Here is a 17,836-nt window from a genome sequence, read left to right as displayed (position 1 = left end):
ACTTAACAAGTGAAAGAGGGATAACATGACAATTAAAGAAATGCCTCAGCCAAAAACATTTGGAGAGCTTAAAAACTTACCGTTATTAAACACAGATAAACCGATTCAAACGCTGATGAAAATTGCAGATGAATTAGGGGAAATCTTTAAATTTGAAGCGCCTGGACGTGTGACGCGCTACTTATCCAGTCAGCGTCTAATTAAAGAAGCATGCGATGAATCCCGCTTTGATAAAAACTTAAGTCAAGCGCTTAAATTTGTGCGTGATTTTGCAGGAGACGGTTTATTTACAAGCTGGACGCACGAAAAAAACTGGAAAAAAGCGCATAATATCTTACTTCCAAGCTTCAGTCAGCAAGCGATGAAAGGCTATCACGCGATGATGGTCGATATCGCCGTGCAGCTTATTCAAAAGTGGGAGCGTCTAAATGCAGATGAGCATATTGAAGTACCGGAAGATATGACGCGCTTAACGCTTGATACAATCGGTCTTTGTGGATTTAACTACCGCTTTAACAGCTTTTACCGCGATCAGCCTCATCCATTTATTACAAGCATGGTACGTGCGCTAGATGAAGCGATGAACAAGCTGCAGCGAGCAAATCCAGATGACCCTGCCTACGATGAAAATAAGCGTCAGTTTCAAGACGACATTAAAGTGATGAACGATCTAGTAGATAAAATTATCGCAGATCGCAAGGCAAGCGGTGAACAAAGCGATGATTTATTAACGCATATGCTAAACGGAAAAGACCCAGAAACAGGTGAGCCGCTTGATGATGAAAATATTCGCTATCAAATTATTACGTTCTTAATTGCGGGACACGAAACAACAAGTGGTCTTTTATCATTTGCGCTGTATTTCTTAGTGAAAAATCCACATGTATTACAAAAAGCAGCAGCAGAAGCAGCACGAGTTTTAGTAGATCCTGTTCCAAGCTACAAACAAGTCAAGCAGCTTAAATATGTGGGCATGGTCTTAAACGAAGCGCTGCGCTTATGGCCGACAGCTCCTGCATTTTCTCTATATGCAAAAGAGGATACGGTGCTTGGAGGAGAATATCCGTTAGAAAAAGGCGATGAACTGATGGTTCTAATTCCTCAGCTTCACCGTGATAAAACGATTTGGGGAGACGATGTGGAAGAGTTCCGCCCAGAGCGTTTTGAAAATCCAAGTGCGATTCCGCAGCATGCGTTTAAACCGTTTGGAAACGGTCAGCGTGCGTGTATCGGTCAGCAGTTCGCTCTTCATGAGGCAACGCTTGTACTTGGCATGATGCTAAAACATTTTGATTTTGAAGATCATACAAACTACGAGATGGATATTAAAGAAACTTTAACGTTAAAACCTGAAGGCTTTGTTGTAAAAGCAAAATCAAAAAAAATTCCGCTTGGTGGCATTCCTTCACCTAGCACGGAACAGCCTGCTAAAAAAGCACGCAAAAAGGTAGAGAACGCTCATAATACGCCGCTGCTTGTGTTATACGGTTCAAATATGGGAACAGCTGAAGGAACGGCGAGGGATTTAGCAGATATTGCGATGAGCAAAGGATTCGCACCGCAAGTTGCAACGCTTGATTCCCATGCAGGAAATCTTCCGCGTGAAGGAGCTGTTTTAATTGTAACGGCTTCTTATAACGGACATCCGCCTGATAACGCAAAGCAGTTTGTCGACTGGTTAGACCAAGCGTCTGCTGATGAAGTCAAAGGGGTTCGCTACTCCGTATTTGGATGCGGCGATAAAAACTGGGCTACTACGTATCAAAAAGTGCCTGCTTTTATCGATGAAACGCTTGCAGCTAAAGGGGCAGAAAACATAGCTGAACGCGGCGAAGCAGATGCAAGCGACGACTTTGAAGGCACATACGAAGAATGGCGTGAACATATGTGGAGTGACGTAGCAGCTTACTTTAACCTCGACATAGAAAACAGTGAAGATAATAAATCTACGCTTTCACTTCAATTTGTCGACAGCGCTGCGGACATGCCGCTTGCGAAAATGCACGGTGCTTTTTCGGCGAACGTTGTAGCAAGCAAAGAACTACAAAAACCAGGCAGTGAACGAAGCACGCGTCATCTTGAAATTGAGCTTCCAAAAGAAGTTTCTTATCAAGAAGGAGATCATTTAGGTATTATTCCTCGCAACTATGAAGGAATAGTAAATCGTGTAACGACAAGGTTCGGTCTAGATGCATCACAGCAAATCCGTTTGGAAGCTGAAGAAGAAAAATTAGCGCATTTGCCACTCGGTAAAACCGTATCAGTAGAAGAGCTTCTGCAATATATGGAGATTCAAGATCCTGTTACGCGCACACAGCTTCGCGCAATGGCTGCTAAAACGGTCTGCCCGCCGCATAAAGTGGAGCTTGAAGCCTTGCTTGAAAAGCAAGCGTATAAAGAAAAGGTGCTGGCAAAACGCTTAACAATGCTTGAACTGCTTGAAAAATATCCGGCGTGTGAAATGGAATTCAGCGAATTTATCGCTCTTCTTCCAAGCATGCGTCCGCGCTATTACTCCATTTCTTCATCACCTCGCGTCGATGAAAAACAAGCAAGCATCACGGTTAGCGTCGTCTCAGGAGAGGCGTGGAGCGGATATGGAGAATATAAAGGAATTGCGTCGAACTATCTTGCTGAGCTGCAAGAAGGAGATACAATTACGTGCTTTGTTTCCACACCGCAGTCAGGCTTTACGCTGCCAAAAGATCCTGAAACACCGATTATCATGGTCGGACCAGGAACAGGCGTCGCGCCGTTTAGAGGCTTTGTGCAGGCTCGCAAGCAGTTAAAAGAACAAGGACAGTCGCTTGGAGAAGCGCATTTATACTTTGGCTGCCGTTCACCTCATGAAGACTATCTGTATCAAGAAGAGCTTGAAAATGCACAAAATGAAGATGTCATTACGCTTCATACCGCTTTTTCACGCGTACCAAATCAGCCGAAAACATACGTTCAGCACGTTATGGAACAAGACGGCACGAAATTGATTGAACTTCTTGATCAAGGAGCGCACTTCTATATTTGCGGAGACGGAAGCCAAATGGCACCTGACGTTGAAGCAACGCTTATTAAAAGCTATGCTGATGTTCATGAAGTAAGTGAAGCAGACGCTCGCTTATGGCTGCAGCAGCTAGAAGAAAAGGGCCGATACGCAAAAGACGTGTGGGCTGGGTAAATAAAAAATAACCTCCGCTAAATAGCGGAGGTTATTTTTTATAGTCAGATTGAGACATGACTAACCCCACCTCATTTATAGCGCCTTAGCGTTTCTTCTGCGTGACAGCAAATTTTTTCAATTAGCTCCTTAGGTTCTTCAATTAAAGCATGAGCACCTAAGGTATAGAAAAAAGAAGCCATGTAGTTTAATTCATTTCCATCAGTTATCGTATCGATATAGCCGCCCCCGTCTTCCGTTACCTTCACGTGATTTTCAAGCCACGGAACGCCTTTACACTGACGAACGCCTTCGTGCGTCAAGGTTACTTTTAACGAAATCGGCTGTGAGTTTACTGGTTCTGTTTCAAGCCATTCTTTTAACGTAAGAGACATCTTTTCGTCTTTTTCTAAAACTTTTAACGAGTGAATACGATCTGCTCGAAACAATAATACTTTTTGCTTATCGCAGGAATAAGCGGGGCAGTACCACAAGCCGTTATGAGCATAAATGCCAAGGGGTTTGACTTCTTTTCTTGTTTGACCCGTCTTTGAATCATAAAGAAATTCAATATATTTTCCTGTAAGGCTTGCTTCTAGCAGCTCTTTTAAATAAGGAGTGTCTAAGTTTCTTTTAGGATTCCAAAACGCAATATGAGCACTTATTTTATCTACTTTTTTCTTCGTTTCTTCAGACAGGTACACATAAAATTTTTGAAGAGCCGCATGAATTTCTGCATCAAACGGAAGGTCATGATAATACTGCAGAGCTTGATAAGCAAAAAAGATCGAAATAGCTTCTTGTTCCGTAAACAAGATAGGAGGGAGAATACGGTTTTTTAACACTCTGTAACCACCGCTCCGTCCTTTTTCACTGTAAAGAGGCAGTCCTAATTCACTTAAGTCCAGCAAATAGCGCTGAACGGTCCGTACAGAAAGGCCAAATTCCTCCGCTAGTTCTTTTGCCGTAAACGTTCTTTTTGTATTAATAAACATAAGCATATCAACAAGCCGTCTAGACTTAGCCATTTATTTTCACCTTTTTCTTTTAATATGACAAAAAGTGTCGTATTAAGATGATATCATACAGAAACAGTAAAGTTGAAAGGAGAAAAGGGAATGAAGAAAAAAATCGTCGTATATATTGCCGCAAGCTTAGACGGGTATATCGCAAGAGAAAACGGAGAGATTGACTGGCTAGAAAGCGTAGAAGGAGAGGGGGACAACGGCTACGAAGCGTTTTATCAAACGTGTGATGCGGTCGTTATGGGAAAGGCTACGTACGATCACGTGCTGAAGCTCACACCCGAGTTTCCGTATCTCGATAAAAAGTGCTACGTGTTTAGCCGCTCAGCTCAAGGAAAAGATCAGTATGTTGAGTTTATAAACGAAAGCGTGGCGTCATTTCTCAACAATCTCAATCAAGATACGAAAAAAATATGGCTGGTGGGAGGTGCTGATATTCTCGCTGATTTCTTAAAAGCAAACAGGGTGGATGAATTTATTATATCGGTTATTCCCGTTTTGCTTGGAGCTGGTATTCCATTGTTTAAGCCAGGAATTCCAGAAATGAACTTCAAGCTCACTAATATGAAGCAGTACGGACAAATTGCTCAGCTGTATTACAAAAGAGGATAAGCCTTTTGCGGAGCATTCAATTCCTGTTATTTTAGGGACAGTGACATCAAGACCGGCTTTTTTTCATAGTATATTTTTGGGGTGAAAAAATGCCAAGAGTAAATTATCGAGATTCAGACGTTGCTTTAATGGCAAGGATGATGAGAGCAGAAGCTGAAGGCGAAGGAAAACAAGGCATGCTGTATGTTGGAAATGTCATTGTAAATCGCCTTAAAGCAAACTGTTTAGATTTCAAGAATTTAAGATCCGTTCCGCAAGTTATTTATCAGGTGCAGGGAGGCAACTATTCGTTCGAGGCTGTTCAAAAAGGAAATGTATTTTATCAACGAGCAAGAGGTGTTGAAAAAAGGTTAGCCAAAAAGAATTTGGATTATTGGAGAGAACACCCGGGGAAATATGCACTGTGGTACTTTAACCCATCCGCTCCATGCCCTCCAACATGGTACGGTCAACCCGCTTCTGGTCAATACAAAAATCATTGCTACTATGAGCCAAAGCCTGGAACATGCGCTAGCGTTTATAACGGGTAGATAGCTTAGAAGATATGCTGCGCTTTGAAAGTCTGGCCTCAAATCCAACCCGTTAGCTGCAGGTGACAAGGTAATTCTTCTTCATATAATAAGAGAAAGCCCTCTTTTCATAAAGAGGGCTTTTGCTAATTGGTGCATGTCTCATTTTGCTTCAAATTTTATGTTTTTACCAGCAGCAAATTCGGATTGATCCTTCGCTTTTGTATCCTTTACCACCCAGGACGTCTTTACCTTAGCTGCTGCTAAAATATCTTTGATTTGCTTATCGGTTAAGCCTTTCGTATAAAGGACAAATTCCCTTGTATAGATGTTTTTGTTTTCTTGCTCTTCATCTGCACCGCTGCCAAACCAATATCTTGTTTGCTGATCGTCTTTCATGTTATTAAAAGCTTCTTTATAGTTAGGTAGCTTAACTTGAATATCCGACAGGTAGTTCGTACCGCGTAAAGTAAGAGTCATATGTACTTTGTGAAAATCTTTTTTAGAAGGGCCTGTTAACCCTGATGTTCCAACTTCACTAAATTCTTTTTTCGTCAGCGGTTTAACTGTAGTAGAAACAGAAACTTTTGGATCTGAATTATTTGTCACAACGTCTTCGGTACTGCAGGCACTTAAAATGAACAGCGTTAAAAGAGCATAAATTGCTCCCATCACTTTTTTCTTCATGCTCGTTCTCCTTTGTCATTAATAGATAATGGTATTCATTCGCCATGTTCATTATCTTTACCTTTATTTGTCTCAACGTCATGATTAATGAAGAAAAGTATAGAAACATTAAAAAGAGAAATGCCGAGGCATTTCTCTTTTTGTTCTATGAGTCTGGATTAAGCGAAGTATGCGTATACTCCGGCATACGCTCTTCTTTTTCCGTTAGTTGAGTATCGGGGCTTTGCTGCTCTTGTGAAACAGGAGACAGCGTGGATTTTTGTTCATGATTCATGTTTGTCATTCCTCCTTCTATGAAGTGAGCTGTTAATCAAGCGAAAGCAAATCATCTTGAATTCGCTGTGTTAAAGAGGCAACTTGCTGCGTTAAACTGTCATTTTCCGCCTGGAGTTTTTGATAAGACTGATTTGCTTTTGAACATAGGTAAGGGTCTGTTTCCCACCAGTCCATGCCAATTTCTCTTGCTTTATCAATAGAAGCGACAAGCAGCCGAATTTTTATGGTTAAGAGTTCAACATCAGCAATTTGCACTTTAATATCTCCAGCAATAACAAGACCTTTATCTAATACTTTTTCCAATACTTCTACAATGGTGCCCAGATGCCCGTTATGTTCCGCCGCCATTTTTTCACTCCTTGTTATAACACTTTTCCCAGCGGACCTAGATCAATATTTAAATCTTCATTTGTAAAGTTAAACACTGATTTTAGCTCCTCCATTTTGTTCTCTAACTTCATCAACGCCACGCCCAGATCTTCGATTTGAGCGTCCGTCAGGTTTCCGCTGTCGACTCGGCGAATCGCATGTTTTTCAATGAGCTGCCGCAGTAATTCAATGACGGTTAAAACAAGCTGTGCTAGGCCCTGTTCAGCATTTTCCGCACTCAGCTCAATGCGACCGTTCCGTTTAGGGTTATTTTCCATTTCGCAACGCCTCCGTTTCCTGTTCAAACTGCTCAGAAGAAATGATTTGACGATCATGAGAGCCTATCAGCGTTTCTACAGAAGAAATCAGTACGCGCAGATCAAGATAGACTAAATCAATTCCGGCAATTGAAATCAATAAATCACCTTTAATGGCAATTCCTTTATCGAGGATCACATCCAATATATCAATGAGGGCAATGTCTTTTTGCTCGAGCGTTTGTTTTCGCAGCGATGTCATCCCGCATCTTTCTCCGAGCGGAGAGTGTCGATATGATAAGCAGGCCATGGTCCTGTTACTTCAATGTTCAGTCCCATGTTTTTGTAAAGCGCTTGCTTGTTGCTAATGGCTTTTAGAAACGATTCCACATTGCTCTTGGACAAAAGGTAGATGCTGTTCCAGCACATGCTGTAGCTGTCGCCGGTTATTTTTTGACTCCAGTTATTTTTGATTGTGTGGTAAGCGGCGTAGGGACTTATCTCACTGTGCAGGTGGTCACAAAGCGAAAGCTGCTCTTTTTCTGTTTCTTCTTCAATCAGCCTTTCTATCTTTTTACGTTCAAAAAACTGCCTGCCCGGAGGTAACGTATTTATTTCTTCTTTTTTCTTTTGGATCGTTTCACTGTATGTCAAGAGGTAGCTCTTTAAATGATTCGTATGGGCATACACTTTTATATTCCATTCTTCAGATTTTTTTAAAAGCTGAAGAGAAGAGAGGGTTTTTTCTTTGTTATCGACAATGCTTTTTTGGCAGCTGTCCTTGCTTTTATAGACAGTACAAAATTTCATTGGAAGAAGCGTGTAGTGCTTCTGTAAGAAAAGAAGGGTCTCATGGTGATGCATAGCTTTGTCTTGCAGCCATTTCATATCTTGCTCTATCTTTTCTTTTAGCATTTCTTCTGAATACTCAACGCTTGGCAAGTCGCATACGAATGCGGTAATATCATCAAAGCAAAGAGTATAGATAGGGTTGTTCTTGTCCATGCCTTCAAGGGCGGGGAAGGAAATTTGCTTAGTTTCTTCGGTTGGAACTAGACCATATAAATAAATGAGCTTTTCCATCTCTTTCAACCTCACTTTTGTTTCTTCGTCATTGATTCCCATCTTTTTAATTCATGTTCTTTTGCTGCTTCATACCTAAGCAGCAGTTCTTTTTCTTTTTCCATATATGCATCTTCTGGTATTTCTCCAAGCTCATACATCATTTGAAGATGAACGATTTTTTGCTGAATAAAAGAAACGTCATACAGTTCCTTATCCGCTTCTTCTTTGATTTTTTGCCCAACTTTAACAATGAGCGTGACAGGAGATAACAGCAGTTTATGAATCATACATTCTCTTCTACTTTTAATTGAATATTGATAAAGTTATAAGCGGCCCACGGTCCGGAATATTTAAAATCGGCTTTGTGCTTCCACTTTTCATACAGATCATTTACACGTTCATCAAACGCTGCTTCTTTTTCTCGATCAATTAAAAATGAAGCATTCAAAAGCATCGTTTCAACAATAGGAGGGTTAAGTCTAGACGCTTCAGCCATCGGTTCTAAATGTTGATACAGCTCTTTTTTACAGTCATGCTGAAGCTTTAAAAAGAATTTCTGAGCTGTTTCTCCGTGCGCAATTTGTTTATAAAAATCAGCACTGGCAGAACGCGGATTTCGCACTTGCTGCAAAGAAGAGTCTTGCCCCACTTTTTGTTTCAGCCAGTCCGGTTTCCCAATTACTTTTAGTCCGACTTCTATTTTTCCTTTTAACTGTGGGAAAAGGGAGGAGAACTGTGGATATAAGTTTTCTAACAGCATTTCAACATCTTGTTGACTATGAAATACATTGCCAAAGCTGATTGGAATGACCGAATCATGCTTATTCATTACTTTGGAAATCACCTGCTGGTGCGCTGTGACATTCTCTTTGGTAGGGTGATAAATTTTAAGAGGAAAGGCAGCGGCCACTATAGCTGCATCTCGGTAGTGAATGGTAAAAGTAGCTCTTTCTTGATGATCAATCGTGACGCTGCCAAACGTATGCGCCTCGGTGGCAGGAATGCTGCAAAAAATGTAAATGCCCGTTGCTTCACTCATCGATTTCTGTTTCATTCCTTTCCTTTAAAATAATAGGCTTACTTCTCTGCTGGGGAGCTTCGGTAGCGCAGGCTGGTACGTGAAAAAGACGTAATGTTATGCTGCTTATTGACCAGCACTTCATAGATACCAAGCAGTTCGTCTTTTGCATAGCGCCTCATATACTCCTGTTCTTCAAAAGCTTCAAGTGTTATTTTCCATCCTCCATTTTGAATCGATTCATACGAAATAATTCGATGAGGAGGAGCGACGTGTTCTTTAAAAAAATCAGTCACGGATTCCATGATTTCGGCTACTTTCACTTCTCTAATCCACCTTTATGAGTTTATAAATCTAAATCTTGCAAAAGGTTTAGCTGTTCAAGTTTGTTTCCGCTGTTATTGGAAGAAAGGAAATCTTCTCTTTCGTTATGAAGCAGCCGAATGGCCTCAGCGTACCTCAGCCATGTGTCCACGCTCGCAATCACGATTCTAGCTTCAATGGTAATCAATTCAATACCAATAACGGAAATACGAGCGAATACGTCAATTACCACACCTTTATCTAAAATGCGGTCAACTACTTCAGCTAGACTAGAACAATCGTTTGATTTGTTAATCGTCATGATGAAAACCCTCTCATGTTGCATAGTAGAATAGATGCGTTTGCTAATCTTGCTATTAATGTGCGTGATGTTGTAAAAAATATACAAATAAAACGTACATAAATGTAAAAATAGTATAAAATACCATGATTATTTTTGTTTAGATACGGGTAGAGTTAAGTACATTACTTTTATCCATTGATGATTGAAAACACATACATAAAAAACAAAGGGAGTGGAGAAAGATGAGAAAAGAAGAGCAGCCGGTATTATCTGATTTTATTGAAAAGGACCAATTTGAGTTAAATTCATATTTAACCTCTTTACTTGAAACGACAAGTGAAAAAAAAGAAAATCAAAGTTGATGAGTTGAAAACATAAAGGGCTACTTTCCATGTGGAAAGTAGTTTTTTCATTTGTGAACTTGATATACTTATTGGACAAAGAGGTGAGAAAGATGAACCAAAAAGACGTGGTTTCGAAAAGTATTTTAACAAAAGCGACCGGCTTTTTGGCATCCGGTTATACTCATAGTTTAAATCCGTATGCTGGATGTACATTCTCCTGCAAATTTTGCTACGTGCGAGAACTGCCAATTCAGCGTTTTAAAGAAATGGAGTGGGGGACGTGGTTAGAGCTGAAAGTCAACGCAGCTGAAGTCTATCAAAAAGAAATACAAAAACTGCGAAAAAAAGAGCAGCCGGTGTGCATTTTTATGTCTTCAGCGACAGATCCCTATCAGCCGGCTGAGCGTAAAGCAGGCATCAGTCGAGCTCTTTTAGAAACAATGATCAATCATCCCCCTGATTTTTTACTGATTCAAACAAGATCGCCGCTTGTGACGAGAGATATTGATTTGCTTTTACAGCTTCAAAAAGTATGTGACCTTCGCGTATCGATGACTATTGAAACAGACCGAGAAGATGTAAAACAAATTTTTTCTCCTTATGCTCCGGGGATGAAACTTCGTATGAATGCGTTAAAAAAAGTAAAAGAAAGCGGAATTTCAACGCAAGTAGCCATTGCTCCAATGCTTCCTTTCACGCCTGAATTTCCTGAGAAAATAGAAGGAATGATGGACCGGATTTGCATTGATACCTTGTACTTAGGAGATGGTTCCTTAGGGAAAACGTCTAAAAGGCTAGGGATGCCGGAACTATTTGATCAGCACGGTTTCCTAGACTGGTATGACAAAGACATTCATATCAAAGCCATTCGTTACTTTGAAAAATTTTATCCTTCTTCGATGATTTATCTTTCTCAAGAAGGGTTTGCGCCGTAAAAAAAGAAGGGCCTATATAGCCCTTCTTTTCTCCATATTAATTTTTATACGTATCAAACATGTTTGTGTCATCAGGTACGTTTTCTAAATAACTGATCTTCCCGTTTTTATCTAGCTTAGCAATATCTTTTCCTGTTTGAGTAAATACGCTGCCAGATGCACGTTTTCCGCATACTGCCCAAGGAGTTTCAAACATGTTCGTACCTTCAACTGCTTTCCAGCCTTCGAACATATGCTTAATATCAGCATTTTCTTTAAAAACCATTTTCACAAACAGCTTCCAGTTTTCAATGCCTTGCTTTTCGTGGCCGTTTAAGACAAATACGATATCGTCTGAAAAAAGGCTCACCAATTCTTCAAATGCTTGTTCGCTTGTACGTGATTGATCGAATAAATCAAAATATCTATTTAAGTTTTCCATGATAATCTCCTTTGGGTGCTACAGCACCATTTTTTCTTCTACAGTTGCTTTTAGCATGTCCAGGTTTTCTTTTGGACATTTTTTGTGAATTTCATTTGTAAGCGTGGCAATGGTTTGCCGTTTTAAAATGGACTGCCATGAAGATTCGGCTTCTTCCATTAAATCGGATAATAAGCAAATATCTTTGTCTTTTAAATTAAGCATATCGTGAAAAATACCGCTTGATGAATAAAGAGACTGCTTGCCTTCAATGGCTACGTATACGTCATAAATACGAATTTCTTCCGGCGTTTTCTTTAAGCGAAATCCACCTTTGCTACCAGGAACGGAAGCAAGTAAATCAGCGCTAACCAGCTTGCGAAGAAGCTTTTGAAAATACGTAGGCGAACCCCCAAGCTGAGTGCTTATAACATCTCCTGGCAGCACAGCTTTTTCAGGTAAAAACGTAAGCAGCAAAATGGCATACACCGATTGCTCAACGCCTGTTTTCATATGCAAAAACATCATCTCCTGCCATATGTGTACAACGTGGATAATGATTATCCATGTTTAGGTTATCATACCGCTTATGAATCAAAAAGTAAAGCAGTTACTTAATATACACGCGATATTCGTGTATACTGTGAAAGAAGCAGCAACAAAATACGGAGATGAGAGAATGACAACTATTGCAGATATCGCTCGGCTTGCAGGAGTAGCAAAAAGCACTGTATCCCGCTACCTTAACGGAGGGTCTGTGAGCGATGCGACGAAACGAAAAATTGAAGGAATTATTAAAGAAACAAACTATAGCCCAAATGCTTTTGCTCAAAGCTTAAAAGCAAAAAAAACAAATATCATCGGTGTCATTGTTCCTCGCATGGGTTCTTTTGCGACTTCCCGCACATTAGATGGTATTGACCAAGAACTTAGAGACCACCACTATCAAATGATTGTTTCCAATTCTAATCAAGATTTAGAAAGAGAAATTGAAAATATTTATACGCTGGCTAAGCAGAAGGTAGCCGGTATTATTTTGCTTGCCGTTCAGATTACAAAAGCTCATTTGGAAGCGTTCCGTACGATTTCAATTCCCGTTTTGCTAATTGGACAGGAGCATAAAGAAGTTCACAGTTTAATTCACCAAGATTACGAGGCTGCATGCGACATTGGAAGGTACATAGGGGAAAAAGGGCATAAAAAAATCGCTTTTTTAGGCGTAACTGAAAAGGACATAGCTGTAGGTGTAAAGAGAAAAGAAGGGGTAAAGCAAGGTCTTAAAGACAGCGATTGCGAGATCCGCTGTTATGAAACAAGCTTTAACATGAGCGATGCAATCGGAGCAGCTACGGCAGTGATGAAAGAATTTAACCCGTCCATGATTGTATGTGCGACCGATAACATTGCGCTTGGTACGTTAAAGGCAGCTTATTTAAACGGACTGCGCGTTCCTGAAGATGTATCCATTACCGGCTTTGGAGGCTATGAAATTACAGGTGTGATTCATCCGAGCTTAACAACCGTAAAATATTACTATAAAGAAGCGGGCCAAATGGGAGCACAGCGAATTATCAAGCTAGTTAACGGCGAAGAAGTCGAAAAGCTTACACTTTCGAACTACGAATTGATTGAAAGAGAAAGCGTTGACAATCGTTTTACATAAAAAACGATTGACAGAATGTAGGAGATGCTATAGTATGAATGGTGTAAATACAAACAAATAATTGAACGTATCTCCTAAAGGGGAGTAGCTTTAACAGCAAAGTCGTCATTACAGAGATTATCTCTCGGCTTTGTTGGCGACATTATGTTGTTAGCAAGACCTTTACCGCTTATTTGGTAAGGGTCTTTTTTGTATTCAATTATAAAAAAGGAGGAAAAGGCTCGGACATTTAGAGGAGAAACGTTACATAAAAAGAGAAGGTGGAGGTAACTATGGAGGAACTAATTGGCGTATCAGTGCAAGGTTTGCTGCAAATTATTTTTCTTGATTTAATTTTAAGCGGAGATAACGCGATTGTGATTGCAATGGCGGCTCGTAACGTACCAAAAGACTTACAAAAAAGAGCGATTTTAATTGGAACAGGCGGCGCGATTGGTCTTCGATTATTATTTGCGGCTATTATTGTCCCATTATTAAAAATTCCATTAATCGGAGCGGTCGGCGGCTTGATGCTAGTCTGGATCGCGTATAAATTATTAGCCGATAATCACGAACACGGCGATAACCCTCAAGGTGGAGCAACGGTATGGAGTGCGGTTAAAACGATTATTATCGCAGATGCGGTCATGTCATTAGATAACGTATTAGCTCTAGCTGGTGTAGCTCATGAATTTGTTCCAATTATGATTGGTGTATTAATTTCAATTCCGATTATTATTTGGGGAAGCAGCTTTATTATGAAAGCAATGGAAAAATTTCCGATTATCATTTACGCTGGAGCGGCGATGCTCGCATGGTCTGCTGGAAAAATGATTGTTGAAGATAAAATTATTGGTGGATTTGTTCCAAGTACAGCTTTACATCTTGCTGTTCAAGCTATCTTAACGATTGCGGTTGTAAGTATTGGATACATGAAAAACAAAAAAATGAAAAAAGAACAAGCCCACGCAGCTTAATAAAAAAAGAGCGTACGGATGATCCGTACGCTCTTTTTTATGATTCGGGATAGTGCATAAGTAAAAAAAAGCTTGCTTCTTCTTCAGATGAATTGATATAGCTGTGAGAGGTATTTCCTGAAAAATGCAGAGCGTCTCCTGAGACTAATTCATGTTCTTCACTTTCAAAACGAACCGTTAATTCTCCTTCTTTAATAAGTAAGTATTCATCTCCTAAGTGAGTTTTTGCTTCATGCACGCATCCGGGCTTTAATGTAACAATGTAAATTTCAAACTTTTTTTCCGGGTGATAAGGAAAAAAAGAATACACTAAGTAATCACCTTTGTTGTCCGTGATGGGATCTAGCTGTTTTATGCTTACTTTCTGCACATCCGGAGTGTCTTCTTTTATAAATACAGAAAAAGAGACTTGAAGGCCGTTCGCAATCTTCCAAAGCGTAGTAACTGTCGGACTGGATTTACCTTTTTCAATTTGTGCAAGCATTGCTTTGCTCACACCTGTTAATTCAGAAACTTGATCAAGCGTCAAATTTCGATTTTTTCGTAGTTTAACAAGATTTTTAGCAATAATATCTTGAATCGCGTCCATTGTTGTACTCCTTTAATGATTATAAAGATAGTATAACATACCGTTGTTTAATATAACGTATAGATGTATAATATAGCAGAAAAGGAGGGAGTACGGTGATCGCAGAAAAAGCAGTACAGCAGAGAGAAAAAGTGGATCTAACGTTCAGACAAGGGGCCAAGGACTGTGTCCCTACGCTACTCGGTTACATAAGCATAGGGCTTGCCGCCGGGATTGTCGGCGTGTCCTCGCATCTTTCCGTTATGGAAGTTACTTTATTATCAGCGCTCGTGTATGCCGGGGCTGCTCAGTTTATTATTTGTGCACTGATGGTTGCGAACAGTTCGATTTCAGCTATTATTCTCACAACATTCATCGTTAACTTACGACATTTTCTTTTGAGTGCTACGGTCGCGCCTAAATTCACAAAATATTCGTTATTAAAAAACGTCGGAATTGGAGCACTACTGACGGATGAATCATTTGGAGTGTCTTCAAATAAAATTGCAAAAGGGGAGCCAATTAATGACCGCTGGATGAACGGATTAAATATAACGGCTTACGTCAGCTGGATTATCGCCTGTACGATGGGAGCCATTTTTGGGCATTTGCTATCTGACCCGGAAGCCTTTGGATTTGATTTTGCCTTAACGGCTATGTTTTTAGCTCTGCTTGTTTTACAAATCGAAAGCCTGTTACCTTCAAAACTTAATCATTATTTACGTTTAATTCTTTATATGGCGATTATTATGATTGTGCTGTCTTTTTTGGTACCTTCACATGTAGCTGTCTTAATTTCAACGATTATTGTAGCGACGATTGGGGTGGTGACGGATAAATGAGTATCCACTATTCAACACTTATCATTATTTTAGGGTGTGCCCTTGTTACCGTAGTTCCTCGTATTGTTCCGTTTTTAGTTGTGCGTAACATCGCGCTGCCAGAACCCGTATTAAAATGGCTGTCCTATATTCCTATTTGTATTTTAACAGCACTTGTTGTACAGAACTTTATCATTCAAACAAATGACAGTGTGAAAATTAACTGGCCCGTCATCATCGTAGTTATTCCAACCTTACTGATTGCGCTGAAAACAAAAAGTTTATCCATCACCGTTATTAGCGGAGTTGGAATGATGGCGCTGCTTCGTTTGTTTTTATTTTCATAAAAGAGGCTTTTCGTTTAGTTGAAGATAAAATTGAGTCTACTCATAATATGTTCATTCATAAAAAAGAAGCATCTTTTATAGCTCTACCATGCTTTTAAAAGGTGCTTCTTTTTTATTATACGTCTGTTGAAACAGGCAAGCTGCTTAGCGTTGTAAAACAAAAAGCCATTTTTTTTGCAAAATGCAAAGGAGGCTCTACAGATTGAATATGAAGATACATAAGGACGGGTTCTGTAAAAAGCCAATGGTTATGCAAAGCGCTTACGATAAGACCTTGCCGCGCAGCAGCTTCTGTAAAACGAGGGATTTCTTCTTGCAAAATAGCAATCTCAGCCAAGTTTAACGCGTTTCCCTGCGCGTCTATCGCCTCAAATGATACGCCAACCGGAACGACAGAGCTGCTTTTCCGCCCTTGAACAGAAGCCTGAAAGCTTCTTTTAAGCGACACTGAGCATCCTGTTGGACTAACTTTGCTTTTAGCGTTTAAAATCTGGCCAAACTGCTGACATATCTCACTTGTAGTATACATATAAGCCCCTGCCTTTCTTCTATACTCTTAGTAAGCTTTATGACATAAGAGCTTCACTTATGCAAACCGTGTTCTTATAAAAAAATCCTCTTCACGATGAAGAGGATTTTTTTATTATTCAGCATGCGATGAACGTTCGTTTAGCAAATTTTCATAAAAACGAGCAAGTGAAGCAGAAAGGTATGGAATAGACCATAAAAAGCCGATTCCTACTGTAATAATACTTAATAAAAACCAGCCAAGAAAGCTTAGCAGCAGGAGGAAGTACTGTCCTTTATAACCATTCATCAACCTGCGGCTTTCTGTAATCGCTTGATTCATCGAGTAAGTAGGATTGTCTTTACAAATATAGTACGTTTGTGAATATGCCAGTGCTTTAATAATTCCAGGAATCAGTAAGAGCAGTGACCACAGCATCACATAAAGAGTCATAAGTACATAAATTCCTAATGACTTTACATAAAGGCCAAAGTCTTGGAATGTTTTAAACAAGTGCCCCAATCGAACAGATTCACCTCGTGCTAGACCTAAAAATGCCCAGTAGTTCGCCATCAGAAGAGGCGAGAAGACAATAGCAAAGGCAGTTGAAATCCATGAAGCGGAATCAGATTCATCTTTCATCCAATTGTCATAGCCTCCGCTTGCCACAATTTCAAATGGAATAGGCAGAAGCGTATATACTCCGTACGTCACCACCGTCAGTAGAATCGCAAGTCCCCAGCGATTCTTTAAAGAAGCTTTAGCTTCTCTTTTAATCGTACCGATGTTCATGTTGTTCCTCCTTTAATGTTGCAAAACAGTATCTTTTTGCTCGTATTAACATGTAAACCATGCACAATTGTTAATTTTGTATGAAATGAAAATAATAGTCAATAGGTTCTGAGATGAAAAGAGCGCTCTTGCAAAAAAATTTACTAGACAGATAGAAATCTCTAAGTAGGTACAATCTGCTTTTGAATAAGGAGGAGGTGCAAAAGCACTGTGTGCGATGTTTTATTTTAGTATGAAGTGAAACCCTCATGGAAAGACTTTCTAAGATAGGAGGGATTTCTATGTTTGAAATGATTAAAATGATGCAACAAGTCTTAAACGAAAAAGAATTTTCTTATTGGGTTCATCAAGATCTTTTTAGTTTTCAGTGGTGGCTCATAGTAGTGATAAATGCACTTTTCCTGCTGCTTTTTTACTTTTTTATTGATAGACAGCGTCTCTTTTTTATGCTTCTCGTTTTTTTTATCAGCTTTGATATAGTCGGCTTGGTAGATGAATTCGGTAAATTTTTTAATCTGTGGTGCTATCCTCACCAGATGCTTCCATTTACCGATCGCTTCAATACGGTTGACTTTGCTATTATTCCGGTAAGTATCGCACTCGTCTACCAATTTTTTAGCAAATGGAAATCTTTCTTTATCGCACATATTATTACGTCTGCCGTTATTGCTTTTATAGGCATTCCGATATTCAAAGCGCTGTATTTGTACCAATTGCTGAACTGGTCGATGTTTTATTCATTTCTTACCGTATTCGTCATGGGAATTGTCGTGAAAATGATTAGCGATTGGATTGCGGGTAAGAAGAGAGGCTATAGCGTTAGCTAAACAAACAATACTCCTGTCTATTTGAGATAGGAGTATTATTTGTTTAAGGGAAAACGGCAGTATTCCTTTATAATAAATGTAAGAAAGAATGAGAGG

The 17,836-nt window shown here is 39.7% G+C and carries 25 protein-coding genes; 9 read left to right on the top strand and 16 right to left on the bottom strand.

Going from position 1 to position 17,836, the window contains the following annotated elements; genetic code table 11:
- The first annotated feature begins 25 nt into the window (after positions 1 to 25).
- Positions 26 to 3,175 carry a cytochrome P450 gene (locus tag MKX72_RS16380; RefSeq protein ID WP_155007934.1) on the top strand — a complete coding sequence of 1,050 codons (3,150 nt, stop codon included), beginning with the start codon at positions 26 to 28 and terminating at the stop codon, positions 3,173 to 3,175.
- A 71-nt stretch (positions 3,176 to 3,246) separates the two neighbouring features.
- Here MKX72_RS16380 and MKX72_RS16375 read toward each other — a convergent pair whose 3' ends face one another.
- Positions 3,247 to 4,182 carry a helix-turn-helix transcriptional regulator gene (locus MKX72_RS16375; RefSeq protein ID WP_155007936.1) on the bottom strand — a complete coding sequence of 312 codons (936 nt, stop codon included), beginning with the start codon at positions 4,180 to 4,182 and terminating at the stop codon, positions 3,247 to 3,249.
- 90 nt (positions 4,183 to 4,272) lie between these two features.
- Here MKX72_RS16375 and MKX72_RS16370 point away from each other — a divergent pair, with 90 nt between their 5' ends.
- Together MKX72_RS16370 and MKX72_RS16365 are read left to right on the top strand one after the other, a co-directional pair.
- The gene (locus MKX72_RS16370; protein WP_028414483.1) at positions 4,273 to 4,791 is read left to right on the top strand and encodes a dihydrofolate reductase family protein; all 519 of its coding nucleotides are present in this window, start codon (positions 4,273 to 4,275) and stop codon (positions 4,789 to 4,791) included.
- 89 nt (positions 4,792 to 4,880) lie between these two features.
- Positions 4,881 to 5,321 carry a cell wall hydrolase gene (locus MKX72_RS16365; protein WP_013083968.1) on the top strand — a complete coding sequence of 147 codons (441 nt, stop codon included), beginning with the start codon at positions 4,881 to 4,883 and terminating at the stop codon, positions 5,319 to 5,321.
- A gap of 141 nt (positions 5,322 to 5,462) precedes the next feature.
- Here the strand turns inward: MKX72_RS16365 and MKX72_RS16360 are convergent, their stop codons facing one another.
- From MKX72_RS16360 to gvpA, 10 genes are all read right to left on the bottom strand, one after another.
- On the bottom strand, positions 5,463 to 5,987 hold the full coding sequence (locus tag MKX72_RS16360; RefSeq protein WP_028414482.1) for a hypothetical protein: 525 nt from the start codon (positions 5,985 to 5,987) through the stop codon (positions 5,463 to 5,465).
- A 145-nt stretch (positions 5,988 to 6,132) separates the two neighbouring features.
- The gene (locus MKX72_RS16355; RefSeq protein ID WP_255219776.1) at positions 6,133 to 6,261 is read right to left on the bottom strand and encodes a hypothetical protein; all 129 of its coding nucleotides are present in this window, start codon (positions 6,259 to 6,261) and stop codon (positions 6,133 to 6,135) included.
- A 32-nt stretch (positions 6,262 to 6,293) separates the two neighbouring features.
- On the bottom strand, positions 6,294 to 6,611 hold the full coding sequence (locus tag MKX72_RS16350) for a gas vesicle protein (RefSeq protein ID WP_016764858.1): 318 nt from the start codon (positions 6,609 to 6,611) through the stop codon (positions 6,294 to 6,296).
- 14 nt (positions 6,612 to 6,625) lie between these two features.
- Positions 6,626 to 6,910, bottom strand: a complete 285-nt coding sequence (locus tag MKX72_RS16345; protein ID WP_047750481.1) for a gas vesicle protein K — start codon at positions 6,908 to 6,910, stop codon at positions 6,626 to 6,628.
- Positions 6,900 to 7,151, bottom strand: a complete 252-nt coding sequence (locus MKX72_RS16340; RefSeq protein ID WP_098627540.1) for a gas vesicle protein — start codon at positions 7,149 to 7,151, stop codon at positions 6,900 to 6,902. The genes MKX72_RS16345 and MKX72_RS16340 overlap by 11 nt, the downstream gene beginning before the upstream one ends.
- Positions 7,148 to 7,972: a GvpL/GvpF family gas vesicle protein gene (locus MKX72_RS16335; RefSeq protein ID WP_155007938.1), complete on the bottom strand. Its 825-nt coding sequence runs from the start codon at positions 7,970 to 7,972 to the stop codon at positions 7,148 to 7,150. The genes MKX72_RS16340 and MKX72_RS16335 overlap by 4 nt, the downstream gene beginning before the upstream one ends.
- A gap of 11 nt (positions 7,973 to 7,983) precedes the next feature.
- Positions 7,984 to 8,241: a gas vesicle protein GvpG gene (locus tag MKX72_RS16330; RefSeq protein WP_033580519.1), complete on the bottom strand. Its 258-nt coding sequence runs from the start codon at positions 8,239 to 8,241 to the stop codon at positions 7,984 to 7,986.
- Complete coding sequence (locus tag MKX72_RS16325) at positions 8,238 to 9,008, bottom strand: GvpL/GvpF family gas vesicle protein (protein WP_155007940.1); 771 nt, start codon at positions 9,006 to 9,008, stop codon at positions 8,238 to 8,240. The genes MKX72_RS16330 and MKX72_RS16325 overlap by 4 nt, the downstream gene beginning before the upstream one ends.
- A gap of 23 nt (positions 9,009 to 9,031) precedes the next feature.
- Positions 9,032 to 9,295, bottom strand: a complete 264-nt coding sequence (locus tag MKX72_RS16320) for a gas vesicle protein GvpO (RefSeq protein WP_013057922.1) — start codon at positions 9,293 to 9,295, stop codon at positions 9,032 to 9,034.
- Positions 9,296 to 9,318: 23 nt separating this feature from the next.
- Positions 9,319 to 9,597 carry a gas vesicle structural protein GvpA gene (gene gvpA, locus MKX72_RS16315; RefSeq protein ID WP_029714942.1) on the bottom strand — a complete coding sequence of 93 codons (279 nt, stop codon included), beginning with the start codon at positions 9,595 to 9,597 and terminating at the stop codon, positions 9,319 to 9,321.
- A 436-nt stretch (positions 9,598 to 10,033) separates the two neighbouring features.
- Here gvpA and MKX72_RS16310 point away from each other — a divergent pair, with 436 nt between their 5' ends.
- Positions 10,034 to 10,858, top strand: a complete 825-nt coding sequence (locus MKX72_RS16310; protein WP_155007942.1) for an SPL family radical SAM protein — start codon at positions 10,034 to 10,036, stop codon at positions 10,856 to 10,858.
- 37 nt (positions 10,859 to 10,895) lie between these two features.
- Here the strand turns inward: MKX72_RS16310 and MKX72_RS16305 are convergent, their stop codons facing one another.
- The gene (locus MKX72_RS16305; RefSeq protein WP_098627537.1) at positions 10,896 to 11,279 is read right to left on the bottom strand and encodes a nuclear transport factor 2 family protein; all 384 of its coding nucleotides are present in this window, start codon (positions 11,277 to 11,279) and stop codon (positions 10,896 to 10,898) included.
- A gap of 18 nt (positions 11,280 to 11,297) precedes the next feature.
- Positions 11,298 to 11,777 (bottom strand): RrF2 family transcriptional regulator, encoded by a 480-nt coding sequence (locus MKX72_RS16300; protein ID WP_013057917.1) that lies wholly within the window; start codon positions 11,775 to 11,777, stop codon positions 11,298 to 11,300.
- Positions 11,778 to 11,937: 160 nt separating this feature from the next.
- On the opposite strand from MKX72_RS16300, the gene MKX72_RS16295 reads away from it, so the two are divergent.
- The gene (locus MKX72_RS16295; protein ID WP_028414479.1) at positions 11,938 to 12,921 is read left to right on the top strand and encodes a LacI family DNA-binding transcriptional regulator; all 984 of its coding nucleotides are present in this window, start codon (positions 11,938 to 11,940) and stop codon (positions 12,919 to 12,921) included.
- Positions 12,922 to 13,193: 272 nt separating this feature from the next.
- Positions 13,194 to 13,877 (top strand): TerC family protein, encoded by a 684-nt coding sequence (locus tag MKX72_RS16290; protein WP_033580523.1) that lies wholly within the window; start codon positions 13,194 to 13,196, stop codon positions 13,875 to 13,877.
- Between the two features lie 37 nt (positions 13,878 to 13,914).
- Here MKX72_RS16290 and MKX72_RS16285 read toward each other — a convergent pair whose 3' ends face one another.
- Positions 13,915 to 14,466 carry a helix-turn-helix domain-containing protein gene (locus tag MKX72_RS16285; RefSeq protein ID WP_028414477.1) on the bottom strand — a complete coding sequence of 184 codons (552 nt, stop codon included), beginning with the start codon at positions 14,464 to 14,466 and terminating at the stop codon, positions 13,915 to 13,917.
- Positions 14,467 to 14,561: 95 nt separating this feature from the next.
- On the opposite strand from MKX72_RS16285, the gene MKX72_RS16280 reads away from it, so the two are divergent.
- On the top strand, positions 14,562 to 15,287 hold the full coding sequence (locus MKX72_RS16280; RefSeq protein WP_034267817.1) for an AzlC family ABC transporter permease: 726 nt from the start codon (positions 14,562 to 14,564) through the stop codon (positions 15,285 to 15,287).
- Complete coding sequence (locus MKX72_RS16275; protein WP_033580525.1) at positions 15,284 to 15,613, top strand: AzlD domain-containing protein; 330 nt, start codon at positions 15,284 to 15,286, stop codon at positions 15,611 to 15,613. The genes MKX72_RS16280 and MKX72_RS16275 overlap by 4 nt, the downstream gene beginning before the upstream one ends.
- Before the next feature lie 115 nt (positions 15,614 to 15,728).
- On the opposite strand, the gene MKX72_RS16270 is transcribed toward MKX72_RS16275, so the two are convergent.
- Both MKX72_RS16270 and MKX72_RS16265 read right to left on the bottom strand, forming a co-directional pair.
- Entirely contained in the window at positions 15,729 to 16,142 is a 414-nt protein-coding gene (locus tag MKX72_RS16270) for a DUF1259 domain-containing protein (RefSeq protein ID WP_154992041.1), read from the bottom strand.
- Between the two features lie 114 nt (positions 16,143 to 16,256).
- Positions 16,257 to 16,913 (bottom strand): DUF975 family protein, encoded by a 657-nt coding sequence (locus MKX72_RS16265; protein WP_028414473.1) that lies wholly within the window; start codon positions 16,911 to 16,913, stop codon positions 16,257 to 16,259.
- A gap of 281 nt (positions 16,914 to 17,194) precedes the next feature.
- On the opposite strand from MKX72_RS16265, the gene MKX72_RS16260 reads away from it, so the two are divergent.
- Entirely contained in the window at positions 17,195 to 17,740 is a 546-nt protein-coding gene (locus MKX72_RS16260; RefSeq protein WP_033580526.1) for a CBO0543 family protein, read from the top strand.
- The last annotated feature ends 96 nt before the right edge of the window (positions 17,741 to 17,836 follow it).

Source organism: Priestia sp. FSL R5-0597 (assembly GCF_038006305.1).
GTDB lineage: Bacteria > Bacillota > Bacilli > Bacillales > Bacillaceae_H > Priestia > Priestia zanthoxyli.
Note: the sequence above shows the minus strand (reverse complement) of the source record. Positions and strands in the feature narration are given on the sequence as shown.

Coding starts and splice junctions, on each gene's coding strand:
- MKX72_RS16380 (WP_155007934.1), top strand. CDS start 26: ATGACAATTAAAGAAATGCCTCAGCCAAAAACATTTGGAGAGCTTAAA.
- MKX72_RS16375 (WP_155007936.1), bottom strand. CDS start 4,182: ATGGCTAAGTCTAGACGGCTTGTTGATATGCTTATGTTTATTAATACA.
- MKX72_RS16370 (WP_028414483.1), top strand. CDS start 4,273: ATGAAGAAAAAAATCGTCGTATATATTGCCGCAAGCTTAGACGGGTAT.
- MKX72_RS16365 (WP_013083968.1), top strand. CDS start 4,881: ATGCCAAGAGTAAATTATCGAGATTCAGACGTTGCTTTAATGGCAAGG.
- MKX72_RS16360 (WP_028414482.1), bottom strand. CDS start 5,987: ATGAAGAAAAAAGTGATGGGAGCAATTTATGCTCTTTTAACGCTGTTC.
- MKX72_RS16355 (WP_255219776.1), bottom strand. CDS start 6,261: ATGAATCATGAACAAAAATCCACGCTGTCTCCTGTTTCACAAGAGCAG.
- MKX72_RS16350 (WP_016764858.1), bottom strand. CDS start 6,611: ATGGCGGCGGAACATAACGGGCATCTGGGCACCATTGTAGAAGTATTG.
- MKX72_RS16345 (WP_047750481.1), bottom strand. CDS start 6,910: ATGGAAAATAACCCTAAACGGAACGGTCGCATTGAGCTGAGTGCGGAA.
- MKX72_RS16340 (WP_098627540.1), bottom strand. CDS start 7,151: ATGACATCGCTGCGAAAACAAACGCTCGAGCAAAAAGACATTGCCCTC.
- MKX72_RS16335 (WP_155007938.1), bottom strand. CDS start 7,972: ATGGAAAAGCTCATTTATTTATATGGTCTAGTTCCAACCGAAGAAACT.
- MKX72_RS16330 (WP_033580519.1), bottom strand. CDS start 8,241: ATGATTCATAAACTGCTGTTATCTCCTGTCACGCTCATTGTTAAAGTT.
- MKX72_RS16325 (WP_155007940.1), bottom strand. CDS start 9,008: ATGAAACAGAAATCGATGAGTGAAGCAACGGGCATTTACATTTTTTGC.
- gvpA (WP_029714942.1), bottom strand. CDS start 9,597: ATGACGATTAACAAATCAAACGATTGTTCTAGTCTAGCTGAAGTAGTT.
- MKX72_RS16310 (WP_155007942.1), top strand. CDS start 10,034: ATGAACCAAAAAGACGTGGTTTCGAAAAGTATTTTAACAAAAGCGACC.
- MKX72_RS16305 (WP_098627537.1), bottom strand. CDS start 11,279: ATGGAAAACTTAAATAGATATTTTGATTTATTCGATCAATCACGTACA.
- MKX72_RS16295 (WP_028414479.1), top strand. CDS start 11,938: ATGACAACTATTGCAGATATCGCTCGGCTTGCAGGAGTAGCAAAAAGC.
- MKX72_RS16290 (WP_033580523.1), top strand. CDS start 13,194: ATGGAGGAACTAATTGGCGTATCAGTGCAAGGTTTGCTGCAAATTATT.
- MKX72_RS16285 (WP_028414477.1), bottom strand. CDS start 14,466: ATGGACGCGATTCAAGATATTATTGCTAAAAATCTTGTTAAACTACGA.
- MKX72_RS16275 (WP_033580525.1), top strand. CDS start 15,284: ATGAGTATCCACTATTCAACACTTATCATTATTTTAGGGTGTGCCCTT.
- MKX72_RS16270 (WP_154992041.1), bottom strand. CDS start 16,142: ATGTATACTACAAGTGAGATATGTCAGCAGTTTGGCCAGATTTTAAAC.
- MKX72_RS16265 (WP_028414473.1), bottom strand. CDS start 16,913: ATGAACATCGGTACGATTAAAAGAGAAGCTAAAGCTTCTTTAAAGAAT.
- MKX72_RS16260 (WP_033580526.1), top strand. CDS start 17,195: ATGTTTGAAATGATTAAAATGATGCAACAAGTCTTAAACGAAAAAGAA.